14 protein-coding genes are annotated in these 13,555 nt (G+C 57.1%); 8 read left to right on the top strand and 6 right to left on the bottom strand.

What is annotated here, in order from left to right; all coding sequences use genetic code 11:
• Positions 1 to 8: 8 nt before the first annotated feature.
• Both JTY93_RS11340 and JTY93_RS11335 read right to left on the bottom strand, forming a co-directional pair.
• The gene (locus tag JTY93_RS11340; protein ID WP_205477693.1) at positions 9 to 1,118 is read right to left on the bottom strand and encodes an alkene reductase; all 1,110 of its coding nucleotides are present in this window, start codon (positions 1,116 to 1,118) and stop codon (positions 9 to 11) included.
• Between the two features lie 314 nt (positions 1,119 to 1,432).
• Complete coding sequence (locus JTY93_RS11335) at positions 1,433 to 1,837, bottom strand: hypothetical protein (protein WP_205477694.1); 405 nt, start codon at positions 1,835 to 1,837, stop codon at positions 1,433 to 1,435.
• 220 nt (positions 1,838 to 2,057) lie between these two features.
• On the opposite strand from JTY93_RS11335, the gene JTY93_RS11330 reads away from it, so the two are divergent.
• Positions 2,058 to 2,456 (top strand): VOC family protein, encoded by a 399-nt coding sequence (locus JTY93_RS11330; RefSeq protein WP_205477695.1) that lies wholly within the window; start codon positions 2,058 to 2,060, stop codon positions 2,454 to 2,456.
• 59 nt (positions 2,457 to 2,515) lie between these two features.
• Here JTY93_RS11330 and JTY93_RS11325 read toward each other — a convergent pair whose 3' ends face one another.
• Positions 2,516 to 2,794 (bottom strand): hypothetical protein, encoded by a 279-nt coding sequence (locus tag JTY93_RS11325; protein ID WP_240357285.1) that lies wholly within the window; start codon positions 2,792 to 2,794, stop codon positions 2,516 to 2,518.
• Between the two features lie 304 nt (positions 2,795 to 3,098).
• Here JTY93_RS11325 and JTY93_RS11320 point away from each other — a divergent pair, with 304 nt between their 5' ends.
• Entirely contained in the window at positions 3,099 to 3,719 is a 621-nt protein-coding gene (locus tag JTY93_RS11320) for a LysE family translocator (RefSeq protein ID WP_205477696.1), read from the top strand.
• A gap of 111 nt (positions 3,720 to 3,830) precedes the next feature.
• On the opposite strand, the gene JTY93_RS11315 is transcribed toward JTY93_RS11320, so the two are convergent.
• Entirely contained in the window at positions 3,831 to 4,721 is an 891-nt protein-coding gene (locus tag JTY93_RS11315; RefSeq protein WP_029294881.1) for a LysR family transcriptional regulator, read from the bottom strand.
• A 165-nt stretch (positions 4,722 to 4,886) separates the two neighbouring features.
• Between JTY93_RS11315 and JTY93_RS11310 the strand changes: the two genes are divergently transcribed.
• The 5 genes from JTY93_RS11310 to JTY93_RS29930 all read left to right on the top strand — a co-directional run bounded on the left by JTY93_RS11310 (position 4,887) and on the right by JTY93_RS29930 (position 10,357).
• Positions 4,887 to 5,969, top strand: coding sequence for a 4-oxalomesaconate tautomerase (locus tag JTY93_RS11310; protein ID WP_169999339.1), 1,083 nt, complete (start codon positions 4,887 to 4,889; stop codon positions 5,967 to 5,969).
• A gap of 43 nt (positions 5,970 to 6,012) precedes the next feature.
• Positions 6,013 to 7,326, top strand: a complete 1,314-nt coding sequence (locus tag JTY93_RS11305) for a dicarboxylate/amino acid:cation symporter (RefSeq protein WP_205477697.1) — start codon at positions 6,013 to 6,015, stop codon at positions 7,324 to 7,326.
• A 133-nt stretch (positions 7,327 to 7,459) separates the two neighbouring features.
• The gene (locus JTY93_RS11300; RefSeq protein WP_205477698.1) at positions 7,460 to 8,764 is read left to right on the top strand and encodes a CitMHS family transporter; all 1,305 of its coding nucleotides are present in this window, start codon (positions 7,460 to 7,462) and stop codon (positions 8,762 to 8,764) included.
• A 95-nt stretch (positions 8,765 to 8,859) separates the two neighbouring features.
• On the top strand, positions 8,860 to 10,104 hold the full coding sequence (locus JTY93_RS11295; RefSeq protein ID WP_375373156.1) for an OprD family porin: 1,245 nt from the start codon (positions 8,860 to 8,862) through the stop codon (positions 10,102 to 10,104).
• Positions 10,028 to 10,357, top strand: a complete 330-nt coding sequence (locus JTY93_RS29930) for a DUF6124 family protein (RefSeq protein WP_375373785.1) — start codon at positions 10,028 to 10,030, stop codon at positions 10,355 to 10,357. The genes JTY93_RS11295 and JTY93_RS29930 overlap by 77 nt, the downstream gene beginning before the upstream one ends.
• Positions 10,358 to 10,427: 70 nt before the next feature.
• Here the strand turns inward: JTY93_RS29930 and JTY93_RS11290 are convergent, their stop codons facing one another.
• Together JTY93_RS11290 and JTY93_RS11285 are read right to left on the bottom strand one after the other, a co-directional pair.
• Complete coding sequence (locus JTY93_RS11290; RefSeq protein ID WP_205519016.1) at positions 10,428 to 10,751, bottom strand: hypothetical protein; 324 nt, start codon at positions 10,749 to 10,751, stop codon at positions 10,428 to 10,430.
• Positions 10,744 to 11,001 carry a hypothetical protein gene (locus tag JTY93_RS11285; protein ID WP_205519015.1) on the bottom strand — a complete coding sequence of 86 codons (258 nt, stop codon included), beginning with the start codon at positions 10,999 to 11,001 and terminating at the stop codon, positions 10,744 to 10,746. Before JTY93_RS11285 ends, JTY93_RS11290 begins: the two co-directional genes overlap by 8 nt.
• Before the next feature lie 550 nt (positions 11,002 to 11,551).
• On the opposite strand from JTY93_RS11285, the gene JTY93_RS30265 reads away from it, so the two are divergent.
• Complete coding sequence (locus JTY93_RS30265) at positions 11,552 to 13,546, top strand: methyl-accepting chemotaxis protein (protein WP_205477701.1); 1,995 nt, start codon at positions 11,552 to 11,554, stop codon at positions 13,544 to 13,546.
• Positions 13,547 to 13,555: the final 9 nt, after the last annotated feature.

The following is a 13,555-nucleotide window of genomic DNA, read 5'->3' as shown; positions in this document are numbered from 1 at the left end:
GATCTGGCCTATGGGTTTGCGCCCGACTCAGCCCAGGCGGAAAAATCCGAGTAACCGCGCTCGGTACCGCCAAACAACTCGGCCCCTTCCAGGCCGGCCAATGGGTACCCCTTCTCCAGCCGCAATGGCAGATCCGGGTTGGCTACAAACTTACGTCCGAATGCCACAAAGTCTGCGTAGCCTTTTTCCAGGACCCATTCTGCAAGCTCCACGTCGTACTTACCGGCCACCACAATCGCATTACGGAAGCGCTCGCGCACGGCTTGGCGGAAATCCTCGGGAAACTTGGGGGCATCGTCCCAGTCCGCTTCCACCAGGTGCAGGTAGGCAATGCCCTTGCCCTGCAGATAGCTGGTCGCTTCCAACAAGGTGGGCAGAATGTCCGGGCACGCCATGCCGCGGGCGGTAAGAAACGGCGCAACACGGATCGCCGTGCGGGCGGCTCCCACTTCATCAATCACCGCATCCATGACTTCCTTGAGAAAGCGCAGGCGGTTCTCGCGCGATCCGCCGTATTCATCCGTACGAACGTTAGAGGTGGTACGCAGGAACTGGTCGATCAGGTAGCCGTTGGCTCCATGCACTTCAACACCGTCGAAACCCGCCGTCATGGCATTACGCGCAGCCGTACGGTAATCGTCGACAATCGCGTGGATTTCGTCGCGCTCCAGCGCCCGTGGTGTCGGGCATGGGGCCATGCTGCCAACACCGGACTCGGCATCCACCTTCCAGATGCTGCCATCGAAAGGAATCGCAGAAGGCGCGACAGGTAAATCGCCATTATGGAAGTCAGGGTGCGACATACGTCCTACGTGCCACAGCTGCAGGAAAATTCGCCCACCAGCGGCATGTACGGCATCGGTCACCAGGCGCCAGCCGGCGACCTGTTCGTCACTGTAAATTCCTGGGGTAAAGGAATAGCCCTTGCCCTGGGGCGAAATCTGCGTGGCCTCAGTAACAATGAACGCCGCCGAAGCCCGCTGTGCGTAGTAGACCGCGTTCATGGCATTCGGCACATCGCCAGGCTGGGTGCTGCGGGAGCGGGTCATGGGCGCCATGACCACGCGGTTGGGCGTGCTCAGTTGACCCACAACGCCTGGGGTAAAAAGTCTGGACATCGGTGTCGCCTCGTAGATAGTCGGTGGTTGCGATGGACACAGGATATCTACCAGGTTTTTTTTGATAATCGCCCCGATCCGGGAAACATATTCCGGTGAATCCGGATAATGCGCAGTGCTATTTGTCTACTCGAAAGGGTGTCAGGCAAACCTTTTCTTATTGGGCATCAACGTCAAATCGAGCTGCTGTGGCAAGCCCGCCCGCCACAGGGAAGTTCGTTAGTTTCTGAACGTTGTGTAGATACCTATGCTGCGATGAGCGTCGTACTCGACAGCACTTACAACGCGCACGGGAGCTTTGCAAGGTGTGCTTCTCATAGAGTGATTGCCGCCGCAGGATAAAAAAGCATATTGAGCACAAACAGCATCATCCAGAAGCCGATCTCCAGGGTTTCAGTAATAGGCTGGATACGTTTTAACGCGCCGTACACATGCACCACAAACATCAATAAGAAAACCACGAACAGAATATCGAAGGCATAACTAAAGCTGGTGCCCGTGGTTGCAGAGCGCAACATCGCTACTTCCACCACCAGAATAAACGCCCCCAGGCAGCGTCCGAAATAGATTGCCAGGTGCTGGTGTTCGGGAATCGTCCAGCGCATCGCCCGGGCCCAGGCAATCGGCGCGATAAAGATCGGCAAGGCAAAACACACGGTGGTGACGATCATCAGCGTCGTGATGTAGTACTGGCTGTATTGCGCGTAGTAACCGAGCATCAGGCGATTCCTTATCCTTGAGAATAACCCCTTGAGGGTAGAGCCCAAGAATCACAGCCGCGCATTCCGGTGTCCAACGTAAGCAGGTCGCGGGATACCAAAGAGAATGGGCTTGGGTAAATGGGATTACTACCGAAGATGCGATGCGTAACCGCCTACTCTGCTAGGGTACGGTCATCTGAAAACCCGGCTGTTGCACAACAGCCCACAAGGAGTAGGTATGTTCAGCCACGTCACCGTCGGAACCAACGATCTGGACAAAGCCGCCCAGTTCTACGACGCCATACTCTTCCCACTGGGTCTGTGCCGGCGCCATGTGACCCCGGATGGCGGGCCGTCTTCTGCCTGTTGGATCACCCCGGGTAGGCCGTTGCCGCGTTTCTATGTCTACACCCCCTACGACCGCCAGGACGCCACAGTGGGTAATGGCAGCATGCTGGCGTTCTCTGCACCCTCGCCAGAGGCCGTCGATGTGGCCTATGCCGCTGGTGTGCTGGCTGGCGGAATCGACGACGGTGAGCCCGGCCCGCGCCCACATTATGGCGACGGTTACTACGGCGCCTATCTGCGCGACCCGGACGGCAACAAAGTGCATATCGTGCATCGTGGCGATATATAGGACTATTTACACCATCACGGGCCTATGACCTCTCGTCTACTGAAGGCGAGATCCCCAGGCTAGGCCCTGCGCTTTCGCTGGTCGATCATGATGCCAACCCCCGCCAGCACCAGCGCCAGGATGTAGGCAAACAACCCCATATTGATCCCTATGATCAATTTTTCTGACCCATCAGAAAGAACCATCGACCCGCCATAACCATCCCGCAGCCAATAGGCCAGTAAAAAACCACCGGTGACAAACAGCGTAAGCAAACTTGCCAGCTTGAGGTTACTTCTCCCCCACATCAGCCAGACGCTATAGAGGCCGATGGCCGTATTGGTAAATAACTGCCACACCTCATGCTACCTGGCATGAGGCGAGCATGCCGAGTTGAAAACATGGCTGCCGTTGACCTCCAATACCGACTCCCTTCCTGTGTAAATTCCCATTCAAGCGAGTGTCAGCAGCATCCCGAAGCTCACCAGCAAGGCACCAAAAACCCGGCCCTGGACTCATATGCCAGTAACGTGATGGTGATTACCGCTATCCATTCACCCATGCTATCCACACAAGCCCAAGGTAATAAGGTCCGATTAGCGGGCGATAGCATCTACAGCGCTTCAAATATAGGATTGATGCAAAGCAACTCTGGAGATGCATATGGACTTGGCAACACTAGCGTTATTCCTGCCCGCATGCTTTGCGCTGAACATGGCGCCAGGGCCCAATAATCTGCTGTCCATCAGCAATGCAACACGCTACGGATATCGCACAGCCTGCATGGCAGGCGTAGGTCGTTTGCTGGCATTCACGATCATGATCGCACTTGCCTCGGCGGGCTTGGCCGTCGTGTTGCAAACCTCAGAACTTGTCTTCTACGGGATCAAAATAGTTGGCGCGGCATACCTCTTTTACCTGGCGTATCAACTGTGGAACGCCGCACCACAAGTAGAAGCCGAATCAGACAATGCTCAGGCGGGGTTGTTGGGGTTAGCAAGACAGGAATTCCTGGTCGCGGCTGGCAACCCCAAAGCCATTCTGATCTTTACCGCGTTCTTGCCTCAATTCGTTGACCCCACGGTAGATGTCGGCTCCCAATTCACACTGCTTGGCTTGCTGTTCCTGGCACTGGAGTGGATTGCGATTGGCATCTACGCGTACATAGGATTGCACATGCGCCGCTGGTTTACGCAGCCTCGCGGCAAGAAGATTTTTAATCGTTGCTGTGCCGGTTTGTTGTCCGCTGCGGCCTCAATGTTATTGATGGCGCGGCGCGCCTGATCACCATCAAAAAATACAAAAACGGACAACATGAGGGGCCGATTTACGCTCGCAGAGCGGGCGCCTTTTTAGATAAATAAATCTGTCCCTTTGTGCTCGATAAGCCCTGGCTCACTGCGGCCATTGCTCCAGCAGTATCGAGACGAATTTTTCCGCCGCTGGAGAAAGCGATGAGCCGCGGCGGTAGACCAAGCCCAAAGAGCGGTTCACAACCGGCTCAATCAAAGGGACGCTGACCAAGGTTGGATGATCTTCAGCCGGCATGGCCAGGCTCGGCATCGCCGAAACCCCCAAACCAGCCTCCACCAGGCCCAGCGAAGTGGAGAGATGCTGGACTTCGTAGAACCATTGCGGCCGCCAACTCAAGCCCGACAAGGCGTGATCGAGCAACATACGGTTGCCGCTCAGGCGCCCTACCCCGATAAGACGGTAATCGCTCAACTCAGACCAGGTGACCGAACTGCGTCCAGCCAATTCATGATCACGCCGGCATGCCAATACAAAAGGTTCGCTGACCAATGGCACGAACTCGATGTCCGGATGCTGCCCACTCATCATGTTGATCCCAAAGTCGGCTTCCCCCCGCAGTACCGCTTCAAGCCCCTCATTGGCACTCAAATCCAGGAGGCGGATGCGGATTTTTGGGTAGCGCTCGTTATACAGGCGAATGACTGAAGGCAAGAAATAGAAGGCGGCAGTGGGGATACATGCCAGGGTTACCCGGCCAATCTGGCGTTCGGCCAGTTCACGGATATTGAGAATCGACTCATCGAAGTCATCCAGCAGCCGACGTGCCTTGGGAAGAAAATCACGCCCGACGCTCGTGAGGCTGACCTTGCGTGTGGTGCGGTCAAGCAAAGAAGTGCCCAACCCCTCTTCCAGTTTTTTTATCCGGCGACTGAGTGCAGGTTGGGACAGGTGCAAGGCATCAGCCGCTTCGTGAAAGCTGCCTAGTTCGGCGATTTTAACGAAAGATCGAATATCGTTCAGCTCATAGTCCATTTCTTGTCTCATCAGCAGAAGGCACCAGAAGAAAACTCAGCGTAAATTTATCATTCGCAAAACGCAATAATCTCTTCAATCTTTGCATTTGATAGATCTTTTAAAGCTTGAGACTCTTGCTCCAAGAACATCAATTACGTCGATTGATCAACAAGAGTCAGTACCATGCAAAGAATTCCCTGTGTGCTGATGCGCGGTGGCACCTCCAAAGGCCCAGTCTTTCTCGATTGGGATTTGCCGACAGCCATTGAGGCCCGTGACGAACTGCTGCTCAACCTGATGGGCTCCGGCCACGAGCTGGAGATCGACGGAATCGGCGGTGGCAGCCCGCAAACCAGTAAGGTTGCGATTGTCAGCCCATCGCTGCACCCGGACGCCGACGTTGACTACCTGTTCGTGCAAGTGATGGTTTCGCAACGTCGGGTCGACAGCGCGCCCAACTGCGGCAACATGCTGTGCGCCGTCGGCCCGTTCGCCATCGAACAGGGCCTGGTCAAAGGCACGCCGGACCGCACCCGTGTGCGCATTCGCAACGTCAACACAGGGACCTTTATCAACGCCGACGTGTACACACCGGATGCCAAGGTCAGTTACGAGGGCGACACCGCCATCGATGGCGTGCCGGGTACGGCAGCGCCGGTGCAACTGACGTTCCTCGATGCGGCCGGCAGCAAGACCGGCAAACTCTTCCCGACCGGCAATACACAAGACGTGATCGACGGTATTGCGGTGACCTGCATCGATATGGCAATGCCCATGGTGCTGATCGAGGCCAGCCAACTGGGCAAGCGTGGCGATGAAAGCCCGGCCGAACTGGACGCCGACAAAGACTTCCTGCGACGCCTTGAGTCGTTGCGACTTCAGGCCGGCCGGGCCATGGGCCTGGGTGATGTCAGCGACAAAGTGATCCCAAAGCCGGTACTGGTCTCACCTGCCAAAGCCGGCGGTACGATCCAGGTTCGCTATTTCATGCCACATAACTGCCACCGCGCGCTGGCCATTACCGGCTCGATTGGTTTGGCCACGGCGTGCGTAGTTGAAGGCAGCATCGTCGCGCAGATGCTCGGCGGGATCAGTACGCCGCGCCTTGAAGCGGTGCGTATCGAGCACCCAAGCGGAGGAATTGATGTCGTATTGTCCTACACCGGCGTCAACGGTGAGACAATTCAGGCCTCGGTCGTTCGCACCGCGCGCAGGCTTTTTTCCGGCTACGTCTATGCCACGGACTCTCAGCGCCTCGCCGGATAATTCCGGCGGTCGTTGGCATTTTTGCATCCGCACAATACTAAAAATGGGTGATGCCATGAAAGTTGTAAAATCGCTCTACTTCCAGATTCTATGCGCCGTGGTGCTGGGCATCGTGGTCGGGCACTTCTGGGCCCAGCAGGCCGTTGCACTCAAGCCGCTGGGCGATGCGTTCATCAAGCTCATCAAGATGATGATTGCTCCCGTGGTGTTCTGCACCATCGTCACCGGCATCGCCGGGATGAGCGACAAACGCTCGCTCGGCCGCCTGCTCAGCAAAACCATGCTGCTGTTTTTCGGCCTCACGGTGATCAGCCTGGTGATTGGCCTGGTGGCGGTGTACGTGTTCCAGCCGGGTGCCGGCATGAACATCGATCCCAGCCAACTGAGCACCAAAGGCCTGGCCCAGTACACCGAGTCGGCGGCGAAGCTTGGGGTTGTGGAGTTTTTCATGCACATCATCCCGGACACCTTTATCGGTGCCTTCAGTAAAGGGGAAGTGCTGCCGGTCCTGTTTATCGCGGTGTTGTCCGGCTTCGCCTTGTCATCCCTGGGCGAACGTGGCAAGCCCGTGCTCGATGTACTCGAATCCGCCTCGCACATGGTGTTCAAGATCTTCGCGTACCTGATGCGTTTTGCACCGATCGGCGCTTTCGGGGCCCTGGCGTTCACCGTCGGCCAGTACGGCATCACCTCGCTGGGCTCGCTGGCGAAACTGATCATGACCTTGTACATCGCCTGCGGCTTCTTCGTGTTCGTCGTCTTGGGCAGCATTTGCCGCGCCAACGGTTTCAGCCTGTGGAAACTGCTGCGCTACTTTCGCGAAGAGTTCCTGGTGGTGCTCGGCACCTCCTCCACGGAACCGGTCATGCCGCGCATGCTGGAAAAACTCGAAGCGCTGGGCTGCAAAAAAGGCGTCGTGGGCCTGGTCTTGCCCACCGGCTACTCGTTCAACCTGGACGGCACGGCCATCTACCTGTCATTGGCGGCGATTTTCATTGCCCAGGCCTGCAACATTGACCTGAGCCTGACGCAAATCATCACCATGCTGGCGATCATGCTGCTGTCCTCCAAAGGCGCGGCCGGCGTGACTGGCAGCGGGTTCGTGGCACTGGCCTCGACCCTGACGGTCATTCACGACATCCCGTTGGCCGGCCTGGCGCTGCTGATCGGCGTTGACCGCTTCATGTCTGAAGCGCGTGCCCTGACCAGCCTGGCCAGCAACGCGGTCGCGACGGTGGTGATTTCGATGTCTGAAAATGCCTGCCACCGCGAAACACTGACGCGAATGCTCGACGCAAAACCCAACGCGGCGCAGGCAAACGCCTGGGAAGACCAGAAGGTCGCCAACCGCGTCTAACGCAAACCACAAACACCTACCCCTGACTTGACTGAATCCCTTCCCCGCCAGGCGCCATTGTGCCGCCCGGCGGGTCAGGGCTCGTGCGCCTCGGCGTCAGCCATTCTTACGATAACAACAAGAGAATCGTCCTATGCTCGCTTTCCTTGGCTTGGCCATGGTGGTCGTATTCACCTTCCTCATCATGACCAAGCGCTTGTCGCCAATCGTCGCACTCACCGTGGTGCCTATCGTCTTCGCGGTTATTGGCGGCTTCGGCGGCACCACCGGCAAAATGATGCTCGACGGCCTGAAAATGGTCGCACCGTCTGCCGCCTTGCTGCTGTTTGCCATCCTGTTCTTTGGCCTGATGATCGACGCGGGGTTGTTCGACCCGCTGATCCGCAAGATCCTCAAGCGGGTCAATGGCGACCCGATGAAAATCGCGGTCGGCACCGCCCTGCTGTCATTGCTGGTCGCACTTGACGGCGACGGCACCACCACCTACATGATTACCTGCGCGGCGATGCTGCCGTTGTATAAACGCATCGGCATGAACCCGATGATCCTGGCGACCATCTCCATGCTGTCGTTGAGCATCATGAGCGGCATGACCCCTTGGGGCGGCCCCGCAACCCGGGCCATCGCCGCACTGGGCCTGGATGCCGGCGAATACTTTGTGCCGTTGCTGCCGACCATGATCGGCGGCGCCCTGTGGGTGGTCTTCACCGCCTTCATACTGGGGCGTGCCGAGCGCAAGCGGATTGGCAACGTGCAACTGCAAAGCGGTGGTGGAGATTGCTACATCAACGCGATTCTTGAAGACACTCCGCACAAACGTCCGAAGCTGGCCTACGTCAACCTGGTACTGGTGATTGCGGTATTGATCGCCTTGGTGATGGGCCTGATGCACTCGGCAATCCTGTTCCTGATCGGCTTTGTGCTGGCGCTGATGATCAACTATCCGCAATTGGACATTCAGAAAGAACGCATCCTCGCGCACTCGGGCAACGCCATGACGGTCGTGCTGCTGGTATTCGCCGCAGGGATTTTTGCCGGGATTTTTTCCGGCACCAAAATGGTCGACGCCCTGGCACAGACCCTTGTCGACTGGATCCCGCCGTCTTGGGGCCACCTGTTCCCACTGGTGGTGGCAGTCACCAGCATGCCGCTGACCTTCGTGCTGTCCAATGACGCCTACTACTTCGGTGTGGTGCCGATCCTGGCCAATGCCGCCGCGGCTTACGGCATCGATCCGATAGAAATCGCACGGGCCTCGATCCTCGGGCAACCCGTACACCTGATGAGTCCGTTGGTGGCCTCGACCTTGTTGCTGGTGGGCATGGTCGACCGCGACATCGGCGACTTCCAGAAAGCCACCGTCAAATGGGCGGTGCTGACCTCCCTGGTCGTTACCGCGCTGGCCTTGCTGACCGGGGCTATCAGCCTGTTTAACTGATTCATCTTCCTGCTGCGTTCCAACGCGCCTCGCTCACGGGGCGCGTGCTGCCCTGCACGCCAAATAACAACAACGAGACGTCTGCCATGAACCCTATGTATACCCGCCGGGCCCTTTTTTGCGCGTTCGGCCTGCTACCCATCGCCGGTGCCAATGCCGAAGGCTTTATTGATGACAGCAAACTCAAGCTGCAACTGCGCAATGTGTATTTCAACGAGAACTTTCGCGACGAACACGGCATGAGCGCACGCGCCGCGAGAACGGCAAAAAGCGAGCGCACCGAGTGGGCCCAGGGTTTCCTGCTCGACTATCAGTCCGGGTTTACCGCAGGCACCCTCGGCTTCGGCGTGGATGCCCTGGGGCTCTATGGCGTCAAACTCGACTCAGGGCGCGGTCGCAGCGGCACCGGGCTGATGCCGGTGCATGACGACGGCCGCGCAGCCGGCGAATTTGCCAGCGCTGGCGCCACCGCAAAAGCGAGGTTCGCCAAAACCACCGTCAAGTACGGCACCCTGCTGCCCAAAACACCGGTGCTGATTTACAACGACGCACGCCTGTTGCCCCAGACCTACCAGGGCACTCAGATCAGCAGCAACGACATCGAAAACCTGACCGTCACCGGCGGGCACCTGGACCGTTTCAAATTGCGCGATTCCACCAACAGTGTGCCGATCGTACCTGACGGCTACAGCGGGGAAAAATCCGGGGACTTCAACTATGCCGGGGCCGAGTACAAATGGGGAAAAAACACCCGCTTGAGTTATTACTACGGGGAACTGGAGAACTTTTACCGGCAAAACTTCGCCGGCATCCAGCACGACCTGCCGCTGGCCGGTGGCGTGCTGACCGGCGACCTGCGTTACTTCAACAGCGTAGATAGCGGCTCTGCCTACGCAGGCAAAATCGATAACGACATGCTCAGCGGCCAACTGTCCTACGCGATCGCTGGACACACCGTCGGCGGCGGCTACCAGACCCTGCGCGGTGATGCCGGCTTGCCCTACATCAGCGGCGCCACCGTGTACTCGTTCAGCAACGCCGGCATTGGCAAGTTCATCGAGGAAGACGAAAAGACCTGGATGCTCAACTACGGCTTCAACTTTGCCGCCATCGGCGTGCCCGGCCTGACCTTCACTGCGCGCTACCTGAGCGGCAATGACGGCAAGTCCACCAGTACGGTCAACGAGTGGGAGCGCGATACCGAACTGGCCTACGTGGTGCAGGCCGGCACGTTCAAGGGGCTGGGTGTGCGCATGCGCAACTATGTCTACCGCTCTGACTTCTCCCGCGGGCGCGACAGCAACCGCCTCTACCTCACCTATGACATTGCCCTCTGGTAAGTCGACGATCGCGGCCCTACTGTCGAGCGCCTGCTCGATGAATCGGCGAGATGTGGTGTTGTCGATTCACCAGTTAAGTGAGTTGGGGGTTTTATTGGTGGATAAACTGATGGCGCGAGAAGCTCGCGTACAAGGAGCTGACCTTTTTAAATTTTTAGCTGATAGATCGCCGAGTCGTAACAAACCCATTACCACGACTCGGCGACTTGCTATTACTTCACCATTTTCCAGTCTGCGAATGCTGAACGGATAAACCGCTCCAAAAGAGCACTAACTCAACACTCAACTGATGAATCACGAAGATCTTGTTGATCCAGTCATTTTTACTGCCATGCTCGTGGAAAAATGACTGCATCTAAATTTCCAAAATAAAATACATTTTCCTTTCCATAAGTCTTTGATCTTAGCGTGACGCTTTCATCACTGAAAGTCACAAGGGTTCCTTCCTCTATCCTAGCAGAACTGGGTAATGGATACTGAAGATGAATATAAGTCCCCAAGGGTATATCTTTAAAGACATCACCTACAGGGCGACTCCAACCCGCACTTTTTATTTCAGGAGCAGGGACTTCGTAAGCGTCACCATTCGGCGGCAGGTTCGGCGGCTGATAGAGGGTTTTTCCAGTTGAATTATATCTTTCAAACAACACCCCCACCTGGCTCACACTCAAATGTATAGTAAAAAAAATCAGCTCTAAAATTGCACACACCGTTATAAACAGCTAACTGCTGGTGCGAGTTATAGATATCCTCCACGAGAATTTTATAATTCAAAATATCTTCCGATTCGCCCACGCGAAGAATGCGCCTCGCAGTTTCTAATCGGTGAGTGACTAGATTTTCACTCCACTTATGATATTCGTGCGCAGACTTAATCACAGTCGCAATCTTAGCCATTTTACTTTCTCCAGTTATATCCACCTTTATGATTATCACTGCTCAACTCCAAACGCACACCTGTAAAAAATGACAGTCCTTTATACAAATTCGCAATTATAGATCGATTCATTATCGTAAACGTAAAGAAAAATGAAGATCAACTTTTGCACGGGCGTGGTTACCAGTAGAGATGGTTTCAACATTGTTGCGCTCCTCGGGACCACCGATGAGTCACAACGCGCCATCATCCTGGCGTTGGTTTGGCGGCAAGGGCCGAGGTCAGGAAAAATGGACACCCGAAGAAGGTTAAGTAAGCAGTAAAAAGGGGACGGATTTATTTGAAAATAGATCCGTCCCCTTTTCGGTCGAAAATAGATCCGTCCCCTTTTCGCCTTTTCGGTCCTTTTCCGTACCCAATGGGAGACCTCGCCGCTCAAGCGCGCAAGGTCACCGTCAAGCCGCTTAACTTTGTACCATCGTACCTAAAGCTCTTCCTTACCAAGCCGATAACCCGACGAAGCTCTAATAAAGCCGCGTCGATAATAAATGCTTCGTAAGGACGACCTCCATGCCCACACTGCGCTCCATCCAAACCCGCTATACCCTGTTCCTGGTGCTGTTCGTCCTGGTGTTATCGGTACTCACCGTCGTGGGCATCGGCCAGTTGGTCGCCCCCACGTTAAAACACACTGAAGAACAGGTGGTGCTCAACCGCATCGCCGAGGTGGCTGTGCAGATCCAGGGCGAACTCAACAAGGTTCAGGCCCAGCAACGCACCATCACCCAAACCATCCCGCTGCTCGACAGTGACGCCATCGACAAGGTGCTGCCCGGTCTGGTGGATCAGTATGGCGAGCTGAAAGTCTTCGGCGGCGGTATCTGGCCGCTGCCCAACCAGCGCACGCCGGGGCGCAACAAGCACAGCACGTTCTGGCACCGCGATGCCTCGGGCAAGCTGGCGGTGAATACGTTCTGGAACAGCGACGCCGCACCCAATTATTACGACCAGAGCTGGTACAAAGGCGGCCTCGCCTCGCCGCGTGGCCAATGCGCCTGGGCCGCCGCCTACAAGGACGACGCCAGCCAGGAGCCGCGCACCAACTGCGCCATGGCGATCCAGCGAGACGGCGCGGCCTACGGCGTTGCCACCATCGACGTGACCCTGGGCTTTTTCAATGAGCTGGTGGCCAGCAAGGAAAAAGACATCGGCGGCCAGATGCTGATTGTCGAAGGCGACGGCAAGATCATCAGCAACAGTACGCGCATCAACAGCCCGGTAGTGCTCAAGAACATCAGCGAACTGACCGGCACCTCGGCGTTTGCCGCCCAGGTCAGCAAGGCCCTTGCCCATCGCGACCAGGCGCTGCAGCGCGGTGAATTCGACAACCAGGGCGTGTCCAGCACTTTTTACATGCGCCCAATCGAGGGCACCCCTTGGTTCCTCGCCACCGCCCTACCCACCTCGCTGATCACCGCCCAGCGTGACGATGTGCTCGGCAGCCTGGCGCTGCTGCAAATCCCGATGGTATTGCTGCTGGTGCTGCTGGCGTTCTATGCGATTCGCAAGCTGGTGCAACGCATGAAGTCACTGCGCACCAATATCGACGCGTTGTCTGCCGGCGATGCCGACCTGACCAAGCGCATCACCATCCGTGCCGAGGATGAAATGGGCGCCATCGGCCACTCGGTGAACCGCTTTATCATCTACCTGCAGAACATGATCGGCGAAGTAACCCAGGCCACGGGCGCCATGGCCTCGGGACTTGAGCAATTGCAGCAGACCTCGGCGCAGACCAACCGGATTCTGGTGCGCCACGCCTCGGAAACCGATCAGACGGTCACGGCCATCACCGAAATGAGCTCCACCGCCGACACCGTCGCGCAAAACGCTGCTGAAACCGCCTCGTTCACCCAGCGCGCCAACGAACACGCCGACCGCTCCCGCGTGGTGGTGGGCGAAGCCTCGACCAGCGTCAGCGCTCTGATCGGCGAAGTGGCCAGCGCCACCCACACCGTGGAAAATATGCGCCAGGACGCCGCGCGTATCACCGAAACCCTCGGCGTGATCGGCGCGATTGCCGGCCAGACCAACCTGTTGGCACTCAACGCGGCTATTGAAGCGGCGCGCGCTGGCGAGCAAGGCCGAGGGTTTGCGGTGGTCGCCGACGAAGTCCGGGCGTTGGCCGCACGCACCCAAGCCAGCACCTCGCAGATCAACGAGATGTTGGCGCGCCTGACCACTGGCGTGAGTTCGTCGGTGACGGCAATGGAAAACACCCAGGCCAGTTGCCAGTCGGCGGCGGATGCCACGGCACGCGTCAACACGGGCTTGGACGAAATGGCCGGCTCGGTCAGCCATATCAACAACCTCAGCACCCAGATCGCCACCGCCGCCGAGCAGCAAAGTGCAGTGACCGAGGAGATCAACCGCAGCATGGTGCAGATCCGACATATGGTCGAAGAGCTGGTGGAAAGTGGCCATGCCACTCAAACCAATACGCAAAGCCTCTTGGATGCCAATGGCCGGGTGATTACGTTGATGAACCGTTTCAAGGTGCGCTGATAAATGAGT

The organism is Pseudomonas hygromyciniae (assembly GCF_016925675.1).
In the GTDB taxonomy this organism is placed as follows: Bacteria; Pseudomonadota; Gammaproteobacteria; order Pseudomonadales; family Pseudomonadaceae; genus Aquipseudomonas; species Aquipseudomonas hygromyciniae.
Note: the sequence above shows the minus strand (reverse complement) of the source record. Positions and strands in the feature narration are given on the sequence as shown.